This window comes from Micromonospora sp. RTGN7, assembly GCF_033804645.1.
In the GTDB taxonomy this organism is placed as follows: Bacteria; Actinomycetota; Actinomycetes; order Mycobacteriales; family Micromonosporaceae; genus Micromonospora.
In genome coordinates this window covers 306,434-321,872 of the sequence record NZ_JAPZLF010000008.1, presented here as the reverse complement: position 1 = coordinate 321,872, position 15,439 = coordinate 306,434, and the positions used below count along the sequence as shown (strand labels likewise).

Below are 15,439 nucleotides of genomic sequence, written 5' to 3'. Positions count from 1 at the left end.
TCCGCGACCGGCTCACCGGAGTCCGCGACCGGCTCACCGGAGTCCGCGACCGGCTCACCGGAGTCCGCGACCGGCTCACCGGAGTCCGCGACCGGCTCACCGGAGTCCGCGACCGGCTCACCGGAGTCCGCGACCGGCTCACCGGTCTCCGCGACCGGGTCGGTGTGACGGGTGGCCGGCGGCGGACCGTCCGACGGGTCGACGGCGTCGATGTCCGGCTGCTTCGTGTCCGTCCGGATGATGTCTGACCGGTCGGCTTCGGTCCGGTGGGCATCCGACCGGACGGGCATGGAGACCGGGCGGGACGCGGCCTCCTCCCCGTCGGACTTCTCGGTCGGGGGCGCGGAGACCGGTGCCGCCGGGGAGACGAGCCTGGCGGCGTCCACCGGTACGGCCCCGTCGGCGACCGCATCCGCCGCTGTCGGCGGGACAGCGTGCGGGGTGGCGTCCACCCGCATGGCAGCGCCGGTGGTCGACGGCTCCCACACCGACGCGCTGGTGGGCAGGTCCGTGGGCGCGGGGTCGGCGTCCCGGAGGTCGTCGAGTGGTGGCCGCACCGTCGGGGTGTCCGTCGGGGCGGGCTTCGCTTCTCCGTGTCCGACGAGCCCGCCGGCCGGGGCCGGCTGTATCCCTGAGGCCGGCGGACGGGCGGGGCCGGCCACGGGGAACACCGTTTCGTCGAGCCGCTCGGACACTGGCCCGGACTGGCCCGGCCCGGACTGGCCCGGCCCCGGCTCGACCGGCCCGGGAGCCGGCAGGAACTCCAGCCGTAGCGCGGCCACCCGCGGTGTGGCGACGGGCTCGACCGGCGCGGCCGGTGTCGGCGGGACGGGCGGTGCAGGCGACGGGGAGACGGGCTCGACCGGCGCAGGTGGCGTCGGCCCGGCGGGCGGCACGGAGCTCTGCGGCGCCGAGGCGGACCGTGGGTCCGGCCCCGGTCGGTACGCCGCCGGCCGGCCGGCGTCCGCTGGGGGTCGGACCGGCGCCACTGGCGGCTGTCCGGTGGACGGCCGCTCGTCGTGGGTCGGTCGGGTACCGCGCTCGTCGTGGGTTGGTTTGGTACCGCGCTCGTCTCGGGGTTGTGGGGCGAGCCGGTCGCCGTTAGCCGGTGGGGCGAGCCGGGCCTCGCGGACCGGTGCGGCGTCCCGGTCGGCCGGCGCATGGCGCTCGTACGGGTCGGGCGTGGGCCGCTGGCCGGGCCGGCTGTCGACCTGACCGGCCGGACGGGGTACGTCCGCCTGGGCGGGATCCGCGAACCAGGGATCCTGCCGGGTGGCGTCGGTCGGCCGGGTGGCGTCGGTCGGCCTGGCCAACGGTCGGGCCGGGCCGGTCGGGCGGGTGTCGGGGCGGGGGGCCTCGCCGGGTCGGGCGACCCCCCGGTCCGGGTCCGGTCCCCGGCCCGGGTCCGGCTGCAACGGACCGGGTTCCGGCCACGGCAGGCCCCCGTCGCGGGCCGGTACCGACCGGGCGCCGGGGTCGCGGTGCTGCTCGGGTCGGGTGCTGAGGTCGCGGTGCTGCTCCGCGCGGGCGGCTGCCTCCCTGGTGGGGTCGCGGTACGGCGCTCCGCCCCGCTCGGCGGGACGGTGGGGTGCACCGACGCCGGGGCGGCCGACGTCCGGCTGGCCGAGGCCGGGACGGCCGGTGCCCCGTTGCTCGTGCTCGGCCGCCGGCCGGTCGGCGGGGCGGGCGGGCCCGGCGGCGGGTGAGGCCTGCCAGCCGTCGCGCTCCGGGGCGGGCCGGGCGCGCTCCGGGGCGGGCCGGCGGTGTTCCGGCCACTCGGGACGGTCCGGCCCGCTGCGGTCGCCGGCCGTGCGGTCGTACGGCCGGCGGTGTTCCTCCGGTTCCGGCAGCCACCCGGGCTCGCCCCGGTGCGCGGGTGACGACGGCGCGACCGCGTCGACCGGTGGGGTGCGTCGGCCGGGGTCGACGGGGCGCCGGTCGCCGTGCAAGCCTGCCGCCGGGTCGCGCTCCACCGTCCACTCGGGGCCGCGCCGGTCGCGGTAGACTGGCAGGTCCGGGCCGGGCCGCGGCGGGTACGCGTCGACCGGCCCCCGGTCCGCCGGGCGCTGTTCGCGGCGCCACCCGCCCTCGTCGTGGCCACGGCGGGCGTACCCGTCGTGTTCTGCCGGCCCGGCCCGGCGGTCGTCGCCCCGTCGGCCGGGACCGCGCTCGTCATGGGCGGTGCTGCTGGCGTCGGGAGGGCGCCGAGCCGGTTCGCGTTCGTCCCAGCCGTGCCGTCCGGGGTCCCGTTCGTCCCGGCCCCGGCGGGCGTGCCCGTCGTGGTCGGCGGGGTGGGGGCGGCGGTCGTCGCGCCGCTGCTGGTCACCGGCGGCGGCGGGGCGGCGGTCGTCGTACGCCGGTCGTCGGTCGCCGTGCGTCGGGGGCCGCTCCTCGTGGACCGGCAGCCGTGCGTCGTACCCGGCAAGGCGGTCGTCGGCGGCGGCGCGGTCGCGGGGCGGGCCGGCCCAGGCCGGGCGCGCGTCGGGCCGGCGCGGCTCGGCCGGGCCCGCGCGGCGGTCGTCCCGGTCGCGGCTCGGGCGGTCGTCGGGGGCGTGGCCATTCCAGGGGTACGACCCGTCGCGCCCACCCGGCGCGGGGCTGACCGGCTCGGTGGCGGGGGCGGGGCTGACCGGTTGTACCCCGGCCCGACCGACGACGGCGGCCCGCCCGCGGTGCTGGGTCGGTGGGTGCCGCAGGCCGATGTCGCCGGCGTAGCGCTGCCCCGGGAACTGCGGCTGCCACTCGGCGGTCGGTTCGAACATCCAGGACGGTTCGGCCCGGTCGCGCCAGCGATCGTGGAAGCCGTTGCTCATCACGAGGTCCCGTCGCCGCCCGCGTGGCGAGCCGGGGCGCCCGGCTCGCTTCGCTCGCTCACGGCGATGTCACCTCGTTGGAAATTGTCGCGCTTGGCACCCCGCCCGCCGGTAAAGTCGCCCGGTCGGCATGGCGGGGCTGCGGAAGGAGGGTAACGGCGTGGGCTCTGTCACCGCCAGTGTGGCATCGCCCACCGGGTCAAACGTTATCCCATGGTTTCGGACATTCGCGGCCATAGCGGGATCGGGATTCCGACGATACGCCACTTACTGGCAGGCGTCGTTGGCCGGGGCTGTCACCAACACCGTCTTCGGGTTCCTGCGCTGCTACATCCTGCTTGCCGTGACCGGTGCGGCCGGCACCGCCGCCGGGTACGACCGGGAGCAGCTCGCCACCTTCGTCTGGGCCGGGCAGGGCCTGCTGGCGGTGGTCCAGTTCTGGGGCTGGACCGACCTGGCCGACCGGATCCGCACCGGTGAGGTGGCCGGCGACCTGCTGCGGCCGGTCCACCCGGTGACCAGCTACCTCGCCACCGACCTGGGCCGGGCGGGCTGGGCCTGCGTGCCCCGGCTGCTGCCTCCGATGGTGGTGGGCCCGATCTTCTTCGACGTCCAGCTGCCCACCCGCTGGTCGACCGTGCCGCTCTTCGTGGCCTCCGTGCTGCTCGCGGTGGTGCTCTCCTTCGGCTGCCGGTTCCTGGTCAACGCCACCGCGTACTGGCTCGAGGACGTCCGGGGACCGCTGATCCTCTGGACCCTCGCCTCGGGCGCGCTCGCCGGGCTCTACTTCCCGCTGCCCTTCCTGCCCGATGGGCTCTACCTGACCCTGCAGCTCGCCACCCCGTTCCCCAGCCTCCTGCAGACCCCGCTCGACGTGCTGGTCGAGCGGGACGCGACGGCCCATGCGGTCGGGCTGGTGGCGGTGCAGGCCGGTTGGGCGGCGACGGTGCTCGCGCTGTGCCGGCTGGTGCAGCGCCGCGCCGAGCGGCGGCTGGTGGTACAGGGTGGCTGAGCCGGTCGTGCTGCCCCGGCAGCGACCACCGCGGCGACCCGGGCGATCCCGGCGGTCGCCCGGGCGGGTGGCCGCGTACCGGGCGCTGCTGGGGGCGCAGGCCCGGTCCCAGGCGTCGTACCGGGCGTCGTTCGTGGTGGACCTGGTCGGCAACGTCGGGGCCACCGTCCTCGATGTGGTCACCGTGCTGGTGATCTTCGGGGTGACCCGGGAGTTGGGCGGGTTCACCTTCCGCGAGACGCTGGTGATGGTGGGCCTGTCCGCCTGCGCGTTCGCCACCGCCGATCTGCTGGTCGGCAACATCGAGCGGCTGCCCCGGTACGTGCGCACCGGCCTCTTCGACGCCGTCCTGGTCCGCCCGCTCGGGGCGCTGCCCCAGCTCCTGCTCATGGACCTGCCGCTGCGCAAGGTGTCCCGGGCGATCTTCGGCCTCGCCGTGCTGGTGGTGGCCCTCGGGCGGGCGGGGATCGACTGGACCCCGGGCCGGGTGGCGCTGGTGATTCTCACCCCGGTGGCCGGGGTGGTCTTCTTCGGGTCGATCTTCGTGGCCACCGCCACCGTCTCGTTCTACTGGACCGAGTCGGGGGAGCTGGCGAACTCGGTCACCTACGGCGGGCGCGACTTCACGTCGTACCCCGTCACGGTCTTCGACGGCTGGTTCCGCGCGGTCTTCGCGTACGGGATGGGGTTCTCCTTCGTCAGCTATCAGCCCGCGCTGGCGTTGCTCGGCCGCGCCGACCCGCTCGGCCTGCCGGCCTGGGCCGGCTGGGCCGCGCCGGCGGTTGCGCTGCTCGCCGCCACGCTTGCCGCCACGGCCTGGCGCGTCGGGGTCCGCCACTACCGGAGTACGGGGTCATGAGCGTCATCGAGGTAAGGAACCTGCGCAAGGAGTTCACGGTCCGGGTGAAGGCGGGGCGGCTGCGCCGCGTCAGGCGGACCGTCGCCGCGGTCGACGGGGTCGACCTGCGGGTCGAGCGGGGGGAGATGCTCGGCTACATCGGCCCGAACGGTGCCGGCAAGTCCACCACGCTGAAGATGCTCACCGGCGTGCTCGCCCCCACCTCCGGTGAGGTACGCGTCTGCGGGCTGCGCCCGGTGCCCGAGCGAATCCGGCTGGCGTTGCGCCTCGGGGTGGTCTTCGGCCAGCGCTCCCAGCTCTGGTGGGACCTGCCGCTGCGGGACTCGTTCAACCTGCTCCGGCACGTCTACCGGGTGCCGGCCGCCGAGCACGCCGCCCGGCTGCGCCGCTGCCGCGACCTGCTGGACCTGGACGGCTTCCTGGACACCCCGGTCCGGCAGCTCTCCCTCGGTCAGCGCATGCGCGGCGAGTTGACCGCCGCCCTGCTGCACGGCCCGGAGGTGCTCTTCCTCGACGAGCCGACCATCGGCCTGGACGTGGTGAGTAAGCAGGCCGTCCGGGGCTTCCTGGGCGAGCTGGGCCGGGCCGGCGACACCACCCTCGTGCTCACCACCCATGACCTGGCCGACATCGAGCGGCTCTGCCGCCGCCTCGTGGTGATCGACCACGGTCGGGTGGTGCACGACGGGTCGATCGCCGCGCTGCACGACCGGTACGGCTCCCGTCGCCTGGTCGTCGCCGATCTGGACACCGCCCTGCCGGAGCCGCCGGAGCTGCCCGGCGCCCCGCTGCGCCGGGTGGAGGCCGACGGGCACCGGCTGGTCTTCGCGCTGGAGTCGGCGGGCGTGGCGGAGGTGGTGGCCGCCCTGGCCGCGCTGGCCACCCTGCGGGACGTCTCGATCGTCGAGCCGGACATCGAGGAGGTCGTCGCCCGGCTCTACGCCGGTAAGGAAGGGCACCCTGTCAACGCTTCGGGTGGAGCAGGGGCCCCTTCTTAACAGTCGTCCTGGGCGGCGCGGATCAGATCGGGTCGCCGATCTTGACCCGGGGTGCCGGGGCGCGCATCCGGCGGAAGGTGATCGACCGCATGATCGCGTACCGGTAGAGCGAGCCGAGCTTCTGGGTGGTCTTCGGGAAGCGCTCCCGGACCAGATTCTTGATCTTGCGGCTGATCAGGATCGAGTCGATCACCACGCCGAGGGCGAGCACACCCCAGAGGACGTTCGAGATCAGCCGGACGATCGGCGGCATCGCCTGGTTGGAGCCGAGCAGCACGATCAGCGCCCCGCCGAAGAACCAGGTGCCCACCGTGCGCCGAGAGTCGACCACGTTGCGGGCCAGCAGCTTCTCCGGGCCCCGGTCGCGCGGGCCCCCCTCGCGACGGAACTCGGCCGATGACTCGGCACGCAACTGCCTGCGCCGCTCCCGGGCCTCGGTCTTGTTCAGCGGCGTGCTCGGGCCGGCCGGCCGGCGGCCGGCGACGGGCCGCTTCGGCGTCTCCCGACCCAGTTCCTTCTTGCTCGGGGTGTAGCTCCGGCGGACGGACGGGGACGCCTCGTCGGGCGTCACCGTGGTGATGGCCTTGTCGACGAGGTCGGTGGACTTGCGGCGAAACAGCGACGGCACCCGGCAAGGGTAGCTAAACGCAGGCGCCCGGTGCACATCGCGGTGCACCGGGCGCGGAAAGCGGTGAGGAACGTTACGGGCGGCCCCGCCGGTGAGCCGGGTTACGGCCGCTCGACGTGGGCGCCGAGGCCGGCCAACTTGGCCTCGAAGTCCTCGTAGCCCCGGTTGATCAGGTCGACGCCGTACACCCGGGAGGTGCCCTCGGCGGCGAGCGCGGCGATCAGGTGGCTGAACCCGGCACGCAGGTCCGGGATGACCAGGTCGGCCGCGTGCAGCTTGCTCGGGCCGGCGATCACTGCGGAGTGCTTGAAGTTGCGCCGGCCGAAGCGGCACGGGGTGCCACCGAGGCAGTCCCGGTAGACCTGGATGTTGGCGCCCATCGTGTTCAGCGCCTCGGTGTAGCCGAGCCGCTGCTCGTACACCGTCTCGTGGACGATCGACAGGCCCCGGGCCTGGGTGAGCGCCACGACCAGCGGCTGCTGCCAGTCGGTCATGAACCCGGGGTGCACGTCGGTCTCCAGCGCCACCGCGTTCAGCTCGCCGCCCGGGTGCCAGAACCGGATGCCGCCCTCCTGGCCCAGGTCGCCCAGCTTCGGCGGGCGGGCGTCGGTGACCTCGTACTCGCCGCCGACCGAGCGGAAGATGTTCAGGAAGGTCATCATGTCGGCCTGCTGCGCGCCGAGCACCTCGACGTCGCCGCGGGTGGCCAGCGCCGCCGCCGCCCAGCTCGCCGCCTCGATGCGGTCCGGGATCGGCCGGTGGGTGTAGCCGTGCAGCTTCGGCACGCCCTGGATCTCGATCACCCGGTCGGTGTGCACCTTGATGATCGCGCCCATTTTCTGCAGGATGCAGATCAGGTCGATGATCTCCGGCTCTACCGCGGCGTTGCGCAGCTCGGTGACGCCCTCGGCCATCACCGCGGTGAGCAGCACCTGCTCGGTGGCGCCGACGCTCGGGTACGGCAGGGCGAACTTCGTGCCGTGCAGCCCGTTCGGGGCGGACAGGTGCAGCCCCTCCGGGGTCTTCTCGACCGTCGCGCCGAACTCGCGCAGCGCCTGAAGGTGGAAGTCGATCGGACGCGGGCCGATGTGGCAGCCGCCCAGGTCCGGGATGAAGGCGTGACCCAGCCGGTGCAGCAGCGGCCCGCAGAACAGGATCGGGATGCGGCTGGAGCCGGCGTGCACGTTGATCTGGTCGGTGCTGGCGCTCTCGACATTCGCCGGGTCGAAGACCAGCTCACCGGCCTCCTCGCCGTCGGCGACCTTGACCCCGTGCAGGCCGAGCAGCCCCCGGACCACCTCGACGTCGCGGATCCGCGGCACGTCGAACAACCGGCTGGGGCTGTCGCCCAGCAGGGCGGCGACCATCGCTTTGGAAACGAGGTTCTTCGCGCCGCGCACGCGGACCCGCCCTTCCAGCGGAGTGCCTCCGTGTACGACCAGGACGTCGTTGGTCAACGCAACCTCCAGCGCGTCGGTGCTGCCGTGTTGATGCTGATGCAGGTGGTATGAAGTGATGCCCATGCGGGCGGTGTGAGTGATACCCGCGAACCGACCGGGGACAAACGGGCCCGCGGATGTCGTCGCTTCGGCAGCATAGCCCTCGGTGACGACAGCGGATGCGGTCACCGCGTCCCTGGAGGCATGAATCGGTGCGTCAGGTATGTAATCGCACAGGGGTGATGACTCAGGGTGATCAGGCCGGCGGTGGCGGGGTGTCGGCGCCGGGCAGGGCAAGCATCTGGTCCAGGGCCACCCGGGCGTGGTGGGCGGTGTCCGGGTCCACGGTGATCTGGTTCACGACCCGCCCGGCGACCAGTTCCTCCAACGCCCAGACCAGGTGCGGCAGGTCGATCCGGTTCATCGTCGAGCAGTAGCAGACCGCCTTGTCCAGGAACGTGACCTGCTTGTCCGGGTGGGCCAGCGCCAGCCGGCGTACCAGGTTCAGCTCGGTGCCGATCGCCCACGCCGAGCCGGCCGGGGCCGCCTCGACCGCCTTGATGATGTATTCCGTGGAGCCGACGAAGTCGGCCGCGGTGACGACCTCGTGCCGGCACTCCGGGTGCACCAGCACGTTCACCCCCGGCACCCGCCGGCGGACGTCGTCGACGCTGTCCAGGGTGAAGCGGCCGTGCACCGAGCAGTGCCCGCGCCACAGGATCATCTTCGCGTCGCGGAGCTGCTCGGCCGTGAGCCCGCCGCCCGGCTTGTGCGGGTCGTAGAGCACGCAGTCGTCGAGCGAGAGACCCATCTCCAGCACGGCGGTGTTGCGGCCCAGGTGCTGGTCGGGCAGGAACAGCACCTTCGACCCCTGCCCGTACGCCCAGTCCAGCGCCCGCTTCGCGTTGGACGAGGTGCACACCACCCCGCCGTTGCGGCCGACGAAGCCCTTGATGTCCGCCGAGGAGTTCATGTATGTCACCGGGACGGTCTGGGCGGCGACGCCCAGCTCGGTCAGCACGTCCCAGGCGGTCTCGACCTGCGACAGCACCGCCATGTCGGCCATCGAACAGCCGGCGGCCAGGTCGGGCAGGATCACCTTCTGGGCGGCGGTGGTGAGGATGTCGGCGCTCTCGGCCATGAAGTGCACGCCGCAGAAGACGATGAACTCCGCGTCGGGCCGGGCCGCCGCCTCGCGGGCCAGCTTGAACGAGTCGCCGGTCACGTCGGCGAACTGGATCACCTCGTCGCGCTGGTAGTGGTGGCCCAGCACGAAGACCCTGTCGCCCAGTTGCGCCTTCGCCGCCGCGGCCCGCGCCACCAGGTCGGGGTCGCTGGGGGCCGGAAGGTCGCCGGGACACTCCACGCCCCGCTCGGTGGCGGGGTCGCTGCCGCGACCGAGCAGCAGCAGGGCCGTGGCGGTGCTGGAGGGCTCTGTCCAGGTCGAAGTCACGCCCCTGATGGTCGCACAGCCGAGCGAGAAGCCGACCGGGGCCGGTGTGGGCTGCCGCACTCCTCCCGCCGATGTCTCCTGCCACACTGCTGGGCATGCGCGTGCTGCTCTGTCCCGACAAGTTCGCCGGCACCCTGCCGGCCCAGGAGGTCGCCGTCGCGGTGGCCCAGGGGTGGCGGGAGGTGGCCGAGGGCGACGACCTGCTCATTCGCCCGCTCGCCGACGGCGGGCCCGGCTTCGTCGCCGTCCTCGCCGGGGCGCTCGGTGGACGCCGGGTGCCGGTGCCGACCGTCGACCCACTCGGCCGGCCGGCCGCCGGTGAGATCCTGCTCACCGACGATGGCACGGCGTACCTGGAGAGCGCCCAGGCGTGCGGCCTGCACCTGCTCGCCGCCGCCGAGCGCGACCCGAAGGCCACCACCTCGTACGGGCTCGGCGCGCTGGTCACCGCCGCCGTGGAGAACGGCGCCCGGACGGTGGTGATCGGGCTGGGCGGCTCCGGCACCAACGACGGCGGCGCCGGGATGCTCACCGCGCTCGGCGTCACCGCGCTCGACGAGGCCGGCCGGGCGCTGCCGTACGGCGGGGCGGCGCTGGCCGGGATCGCCGGGCTGGACGGAGCGCCCCGGCTGCGCGGCGCCACCCTCGTCGCCGCCACCGACGTGGATAACCCGCTGCTCGGGCTGCACGGCGCCAGCAACGTCTACGGCCCGCAGAAGGGCGCCACCCGGGCCGATGTGCTGCTGCTCGACGCCGCGCTGGAGCACTTCGCCGGCGTCCTGGAACGGGACCTGCCCGGCTGCCCGGCCGGCCTCGGCGCGCTGCCCGGCGGCGGTGCGGCCGGGGGCCTCGGTGCCGCGATCCTCGCCCTCGGCGGGCGCTGTGAGTCCGGCATCGGCCTGGTCACCGACGCCATCGGGCTGGCGGCCGCGCTCGACGCCGCCGACCTGGTGATCACCGGCGAGGGTTCCTTCGACCACCAGTCACTGCGCGGCAAGGTGGTCGCCGGGGTGGCCGGGGCCGCCCGGGACCGGGGAGTGCCCTGCGTGGTGCTGGCGGGACAGGTGAGCACCGGCCGGCGCGAGGCGGCCTCGGCCGGCGTCACCGAGGCGTACAGCCTGGTGGAGCACTTCGGCGGCGAGGAGCGCGGCGGGCTCGACGCGGCGCTCAGCCGACCGGCGGAGGGCCTGCGGCAGCTCGGTGCCCGGCTGGCCCGGCAGTGGAGCCGGAGCCGCTGAGGGCCTGCCTTCACGGCAGCCCCGAGTGGTCGTCGAGCGTACGGAACGTGGGTTCGCCGGGTCGGGATCTAGGCGCGGATCACGTCGGACGGGTGGCTTCCGCCGGGGCGGCGTACCATCGGGTCTGCGACCACATCGGGAATCACTGGACGACGGACGACGTTGGCCAGTGCGTCCAGACCCAGACCGCGCAGGGAGATTTCCACGTGACCACGCCAGCGCAGACCGAGTCGACCGAGGCCCAGGCCCCTACTTCCGTCGTCCTCACCGACGTCGCGGCGCAGAAGGTCAAGGCCCTGATCGAGCAGGAGGGCCGCGACGATCTGCGGCTCCGGGTGGCGGTGCAGCCGGGCGGCTGTTCCGGCCTGCGGTACCAGCTCTTCTTCGACGAGCGTTCGCTCGACGGTGACGTCGTCACCGACTACGACGGCGTCGGGGTTGTCGTCGACCGGATGAGCGCCCCCTACCTGTCCGGCGCCACGATCGACTTCGCGGACCGGATCGACGCCCAGGGCTTCACCATCGACAACCCGAACGCGGGCAGCTCCTGCGCCTGCGGCGACTCGTTCAGCTGAGTCGACGCCCTTTCGGCCGATGACGGCGGGGCCGCCCCCACCCGGGGCCGGCCCCGCCGTCGTTTCCGCCGGACAACCCTGCCGTCCGCTGTCCCCGGTACCGCACGCCCCGGTATGGGCCGGTCGGGTGACGGCGGTTTTGGTAGCGGCGGTCCGGTGACGGCGGGCCCACCAGGGCGGATAGACCCCCGCGCGTACGACCGGCTTTCCGGGCCGTCGAGGCGGGGTCGGGTAGAACGTTATCGATCTTTGTCCGACCCGTGACCGCGCCCCGGGTGGCCCGGTAGGCTGACCCGCGCCGTGCTCCCGACCGCGAGGGTTGACATGAAGATCGCCGTGACCGGCTCGATCGCGACCGACCACCTGATGAGCTTCCCCGGCCGATTCGCCGACCAGCTCATCGCCGACCAGCTCGACAAGGTGTCGTTGTCCTTCCTCGTTGACGACCTGGTGGTGCGCCGGGGTGGGGTGGCCGCCAACATCGCCTTCGGCATGGGGCAGCTCGGCCTGCGCCCGATCCTGCTCGGCGCGGTCGGTGCCGACTTCGCCGACTACCGCTCCTGGCTGGAGCGGCACGGCGTCGACTGCGACTCTGTGCACGTCAGCGAGGTGGCGCACACCGCCCGCTTCGTCTGCACCACCGACACCGACATGTGCCAGATCGCCTCCTTCTACGCCGGGGCGATGAGCGAGGCGCGCAACATCGAGCTGTCCCCCGTCGCGCAGCGGCTCGACGGCCTCGACCTCGTCCTGGTCGGTGCCAACGACCCCGCGGCGATGCTCCGCCACTCCGCCGAGTGCCGCGAGCGCGGGTACGCCTTCGTCGCCGACCCGTCCCAGCAGCTCGCCCGGATGGACGGCGGGGACGTGGTGGGGCTGATCGACGGCGCCGAGTACCTGATGACCAACGAGTACGAGAAGTCGCTGCTGCAGAGCAAGGCCGGCCTCACCGACGCCCAGCTGCTGGAGCGGGTCAAGATCCGGGTGACCACGCTGGGCAGCAACGGTGCGGAGATCGCCGGCCGGGACTTCGACACCATCCACGTGCCGATCGCCCGGGAGACCCAGGCGGTCGACCCGACCGGCGTCGGGGACGGCTTCCGGGCCGGCTTCTTCGCCGCGCTCTCCTGGGGTCTGGGCCTGGAGCGGTCCGCCCAGGTCGGCTCCCTGCTGGCGACGCTGGTGCTGGAGACCGTCGGCACCCAGGAGTACGACGTACGCCCGGACCTGTTCGTCAAGCGGCTCGCCGAGTCGTACGGCGACGTCGCCGCCGACGACGTCCGCCCGCACCTGCTGCCGTAGTTCCGCCCCGGCCGACGCGTCGAACCGACGAGCAGATGGTGATCGTGTACTTGGCGCCCGTCTGAGCAGAGATTGGGTAGATCTTGGAAGATTTCGGCCCGTGGAAGGGCCATTTGCTTCCAAGATCTACCAATTTTGGGGTTGAGCCGGGGTAGCCGGTTTTGGCAGAGGCCCTAGCGCTGGGCTGCCTGCGGTGGGGCGACGGTGCCCGAGGTGGTCGCGGCGATGAACGCGGTCCACTGGCCGGACGGGAAGACGAGCGTCGGGCCGGACCGGTGTTTACTGTCCCGCACCGCCATCCGGTCGGGCAGGACGGCGCACTCCACGCAGTCACCGTTGTTGGCGCTGCGGCTGCTGGTGAACCAGTGGGCGGTGGCGATTTCGGGGGTGGGCATGGGGGCCTCCGGGGCTATGACGCGCCGGCCAACTCCCTGATCAACGCGCGCGACTCGGCGGGCGAGAGGGCGACCTGGCGCAGGTTGTCTGCCACCATGTTATAGGTCCGTACGCCGTCCGGATCCTGCACGTACATCGCCCCGTCGAGCACCTCGGTGTAGGCGATCGGCCGGACGTTGACGAAGTCCAGCACCACGAACTTACCCAGCGGCGTCGCGGCGTGCGGGCCGTCCTCGGGGCGGAGCACCTGCACGGTGACGTTCGGCAACTCGGACATGGCGGCCAGGTGCGTGAGCTGGGCCCGCCGGGTCTCGTCGCCGTTGACCCGTAGCCGCAGCGCCGCCTCGCCGACCACCGCGTGCAGGGCGAGCGGCTCGTCGTCGGTGAGCCGCCTGGCCCGGGTCTGCCGGAATGACACGAAACGCTCGGCGTGGTCCGGGCGGACGAAGCCGGTGCCCAGGGTCAGCGCCTGGGCGTAGTCCTCGGTCTGAAGCAGGCCGGGGATGACCATGGACTCGAAGACGAACGCGCTGTCGGCCAGCCCTTCCAGTCCGACGTACGTCTTGAACCAGTCGGGCATCACGGCGGCCCAGGGAGCCCACCACGTCTTCGCATCGGAGCGGGTGGCGAGCGTGGTGAGGCGGTCGATCGCCGGTTGGTCGGCCCCGCAGGCCCGCAGCACGGCAGCGATGTCCTCGGGGAACTGCTGGTAACGGCCGGTCTCCATGTGGCTGAGCTTCGGCTTGCCGATGCCGGTCCTGGCGGCGAGCTCGGCCAGCGTCATGGGCGACCCCCGTCGATACCGCCCCAGCTCCGCCCCGATCAGCCAGCGCAGCGCGGACGGGTCCGTGCGTGGTCCCACAGTTCGTCTCCGATCGGGTCGGTGGAACACCATCATGCCGTCGCTTCTTCCATTTGGCAATCGGATGGGCTATATGTTTAGCCAACCGACATGGAGGTGGCTCGTGGAAGAGTCGAGGATCGCGCAGTTCGGCACGGAGGAGGAGTTCCAGCAGGCGCTGGTCGAGCTCGTCAACGACTTCGCCCCTCGGCGGTTCGCCATCTGCGAGGAGCACGGCGACCGGGTCGACGGGGAGGTCTTCGCCTGGGGGCTCGCGTTCGGCGACGGCGCGTTGCTCTGCGACGACGCCCGCTCCCTCACTGGTCGGTTCCGGGACGCGGGGAGCGCGATGCGGCTCTTCGCCAGGACGGGGCGTCGGCTACGCCTGATCTGGGTCGACGAGTAGGTCAGTGGCGGCGGCGGACGTCGTAGCCGGGGCCCTCCGGGTGTGCGGCGAGGAACTCCTGGCCGCGCATCCGGCACCAGGCCGGGATGTCCACGGCTGCGGCCGGGTCGTCGGCGAGCACCCGCAGCACCGCGCCGACCGGCAACTCGGGCAGCCGCCGGGCCAGCCTGATCACCGGCAGCGGGCAGCGCTGCCCCCGGCAGTCCAGCACGCCGTCCGGCTCGCCCACCGAGCCGCCGTCCCCGCCCGTCCTCCCGGCCGTTCCCGTTTTCTCGTCCGGCTCGCTCACAGCCCCACCACCCCCGCCTCGGCGCGCAGTTCGGCGACGATCCCGGGCAGCTCGGCGAGGAACCGCTCCACATCCGCCGTGGTCGTCTCCCGGTGCAGCGAGACCCGCACGTTGCCGTGCGAGAGCACCCCCATCGCCTCCAGCACGTGCGAGGGGCGCAGCGTCGACGACGTGCAGGACGAGCCCGAGGAGACCGCGAACCCCCGCCGGTCCAGCGCGTGCAGCAGCGTCTCGCCGTCGACGTACAGGCAGGAGAAGGTGACCAGGTGGGGGAGCCGGTCGACCGGGTCGCCGACCACCTCCACGTCCGGCACCTCGGCCGCCACCCGGGCCCGGATCCGGTCCACCAGCGGGGCCAGCCGGGCCGCCTCGGCCGCCGCGTCGGCCGCCGCCGCGCGCAGGCTCGCCGCCGCCGCCACCACCGCCGGCAGGTTCACCACCCCGGGGGTACGCCCCGACTCCCGCTCGTCGGCCGGCCACGGCGACTCCCACCGGGTGCCCTTGCGCACCACCAGCAGCCCGACGCCGGGCGGGCCGCCCCACTTGTGCGCGCTGGCGCTCAGCACCGACCAGCCGCCCGGCACCGGGGCCCGGCCGACGAGTTGGGCCGCGTCGACGTACAGCGGCACCCTGGCGGCGGCGCACGCGGCGGCGGCCTCGGCCACCGGCTGCACCGTGCCGACCTCGTGACTGGCCCCGATCAGGGCCGCGAGGGCCACCCCCGGGGCGGCGACCGCCGCCGACCAGGCGGCCGGGTCGACCCGGCCGAGCCGGTCCACCGGCACCACCGTCGCCGCGCCGCCCGAGGCGACGTGCCGCTCGGCGGCGTGCAGCACGGCCGAGTGCTCGATTGCCGAGTGCACCAGCGTCCCGCCCACCCGCCGCCGCCCGGCCAGGCCACCGAGCACGGCCGAGTGCGCGGCCGTCGTACCGCTGGGGGTGAAGGAGAGCTCGTCGGCGCGGACGCCGAGGGTGGCCGCGGACGCCTCGCGGGCGGCGTCGAGCAGTTGCCGGGCGCGTCGGGCCTGCGTGTACAGCCGCGCGGGGTCGGCCCAGCCGTCGTCGAGGGCGGCCAGCAGGGCCTGCCGGGCGACGGGGTGCAGCGGCGCGGCCGTGGCCGCGTCGAGGTAGACCGGGGGTGCGTTCACGGCCCCGACGTTATCGCGCCGGTATGCCCAAGATCCCCCCGA

General features: G+C 73.8%; 14 protein-coding genes and 1 pseudogene. 7 read left to right on the top strand and 8 right to left on the bottom strand.

Translation table 11 applies throughout. The annotated features are described in order from the left end of the window. A pseudogene (locus SNR22_RS14995) lies at nt 1–2,813 on the bottom strand (hypothetical protein); the annotation flags it as partial. Nucleotides 2,814–2,973: 160 nt separating this feature from the next. Between SNR22_RS14995 and SNR22_RS14990 the strand changes: the two are divergent. From SNR22_RS14990 to SNR22_RS14980, 3 genes are all read left to right on the top strand, one after another. Continuing rightward, nucleotides 2,974–3,825 carry an ABC transporter permease gene (locus SNR22_RS14990; protein ID WP_413775639.1) on the top strand — a complete coding sequence of 284 codons (852 nt, stop codon included), beginning with the start codon at nt 2,974–2,976 and terminating at the stop codon, nt 3,823–3,825. A 67-nt stretch (nt 3,826–3,892) separates the two neighbouring features. Beyond that, nucleotides 3,893–4,684 (top strand): ABC transporter permease, encoded by a 792-nt coding sequence (locus tag SNR22_RS14985; RefSeq protein ID WP_320067182.1) that lies wholly within the window; start codon nt 3,893–3,895, stop codon nt 4,682–4,684. Beyond that, complete coding sequence (locus tag SNR22_RS14980; protein ID WP_320067157.1) at nt 4,681–5,682, top strand: ATP-binding cassette domain-containing protein; 1,002 nt, start codon at nt 4,681–4,683, stop codon at nt 5,680–5,682. Before SNR22_RS14985 ends, SNR22_RS14980 begins: the two co-directional genes overlap by 4 nt. A 22-nt stretch (nt 5,683–5,704) precedes the next feature. On the opposite strand, the gene SNR22_RS14975 is transcribed toward SNR22_RS14980, so the two are convergent. The 3 genes from SNR22_RS14975 to nadA all read right to left on the bottom strand — a co-directional run bounded on the left by SNR22_RS14975 (nt 5,705) and on the right by nadA (nt 9,202). Beyond that, entirely contained in the window at nt 5,705–6,310 is a 606-nt protein-coding gene (locus SNR22_RS14975) for a DUF3043 domain-containing protein (RefSeq protein WP_320067156.1), read from the bottom strand. Nucleotides 6,311–6,411: 101 nt separating this feature from the next. Continuing rightward, a complete protein-coding gene (gene murA / locus SNR22_RS14970; protein WP_413775642.1) occupies nt 6,412–7,767 on the bottom strand; it encodes a UDP-N-acetylglucosamine 1-carboxyvinyltransferase in 1,356 nt (451 codons plus the stop codon). Nucleotides 7,768–8,005: 238 nt separating this feature from the next. Continuing rightward, nucleotides 8,006–9,202, bottom strand: coding sequence for a quinolinate synthase NadA (nadA, locus tag SNR22_RS14965; RefSeq protein ID WP_320067154.1), 1,197 nt, complete (start codon nt 9,200–9,202; stop codon nt 8,006–8,008). A 71-nt stretch (nt 9,203–9,273) separates the two neighbouring features. Here nadA and SNR22_RS14960 point away from each other — a divergent pair, with 71 nt between their 5' ends. The 3 genes from SNR22_RS14960 to SNR22_RS14950 all read left to right on the top strand — a co-directional run bounded on the left by SNR22_RS14960 (nt 9,274) and on the right by SNR22_RS14950 (nt 12,317). Continuing rightward, nucleotides 9,274–10,440 carry a glycerate kinase gene (locus SNR22_RS14960; RefSeq protein ID WP_320067153.1) on the top strand — a complete coding sequence of 389 codons (1,167 nt, stop codon included), beginning with the start codon at nt 9,274–9,276 and terminating at the stop codon, nt 10,438–10,440. A gap of 206 nt (nt 10,441–10,646) precedes the next feature. Then, the gene (gene erpA, locus SNR22_RS14955; RefSeq protein ID WP_320067152.1) at nt 10,647–11,015 is read left to right on the top strand and encodes an iron-sulfur cluster insertion protein ErpA; all 369 of its coding nucleotides are present in this window, start codon (nt 10,647–10,649) and stop codon (nt 11,013–11,015) included. Nucleotides 11,016–11,339: 324 nt separating this feature from the next. Then, on the top strand, nt 11,340–12,317 hold the full coding sequence (locus SNR22_RS14950; protein ID WP_320067151.1) for a carbohydrate kinase family protein: 978 nt from the start codon (nt 11,340–11,342) through the stop codon (nt 12,315–12,317). 173 nt (nt 12,318–12,490) lie between these two features. On the opposite strand, the gene SNR22_RS14945 is transcribed toward SNR22_RS14950, so the two are convergent. Beyond that, nucleotides 12,491–12,712, bottom strand: coding sequence for a DUF397 domain-containing protein (locus SNR22_RS14945; RefSeq protein ID WP_320067150.1), 222 nt, complete (start codon nt 12,710–12,712; stop codon nt 12,491–12,493). 14 nt (nt 12,713–12,726) lie between these two features. Beyond that, entirely contained in the window at nt 12,727–13,575 is an 849-nt protein-coding gene (locus tag SNR22_RS14940) for a helix-turn-helix transcriptional regulator (RefSeq protein ID WP_320067149.1), read from the bottom strand. Nucleotides 13,576–13,678: 103 nt separating this feature from the next. On the opposite strand from SNR22_RS14940, the gene SNR22_RS14935 reads away from it, so the two are divergent. Beyond that, complete coding sequence (locus SNR22_RS14935) at nt 13,679–13,960, top strand: hypothetical protein (RefSeq protein WP_320067148.1); 282 nt, start codon at nt 13,679–13,681, stop codon at nt 13,958–13,960. A 1-nt stretch (nt 13,961) separates the two neighbouring features. Here SNR22_RS14935 and SNR22_RS14930 read toward each other — a convergent pair whose 3' ends face one another. Both SNR22_RS14930 and SNR22_RS14925 read right to left on the bottom strand, forming a co-directional pair. Further along, nucleotides 13,962–14,189 (bottom strand): sulfurtransferase TusA family protein, encoded by a 228-nt coding sequence (locus tag SNR22_RS14930; RefSeq protein ID WP_320067181.1) that lies wholly within the window; start codon nt 14,187–14,189, stop codon nt 13,962–13,964. 56 nt (nt 14,190–14,245) lie between these two features. Then, a complete protein-coding gene (locus SNR22_RS14925; RefSeq protein ID WP_320067147.1) occupies nt 14,246–15,397 on the bottom strand; it encodes a cysteine desulfurase family protein in 1,152 nt (383 codons plus the stop codon). Nucleotides 15,398–15,439: the final 42 nt, after the last annotated feature.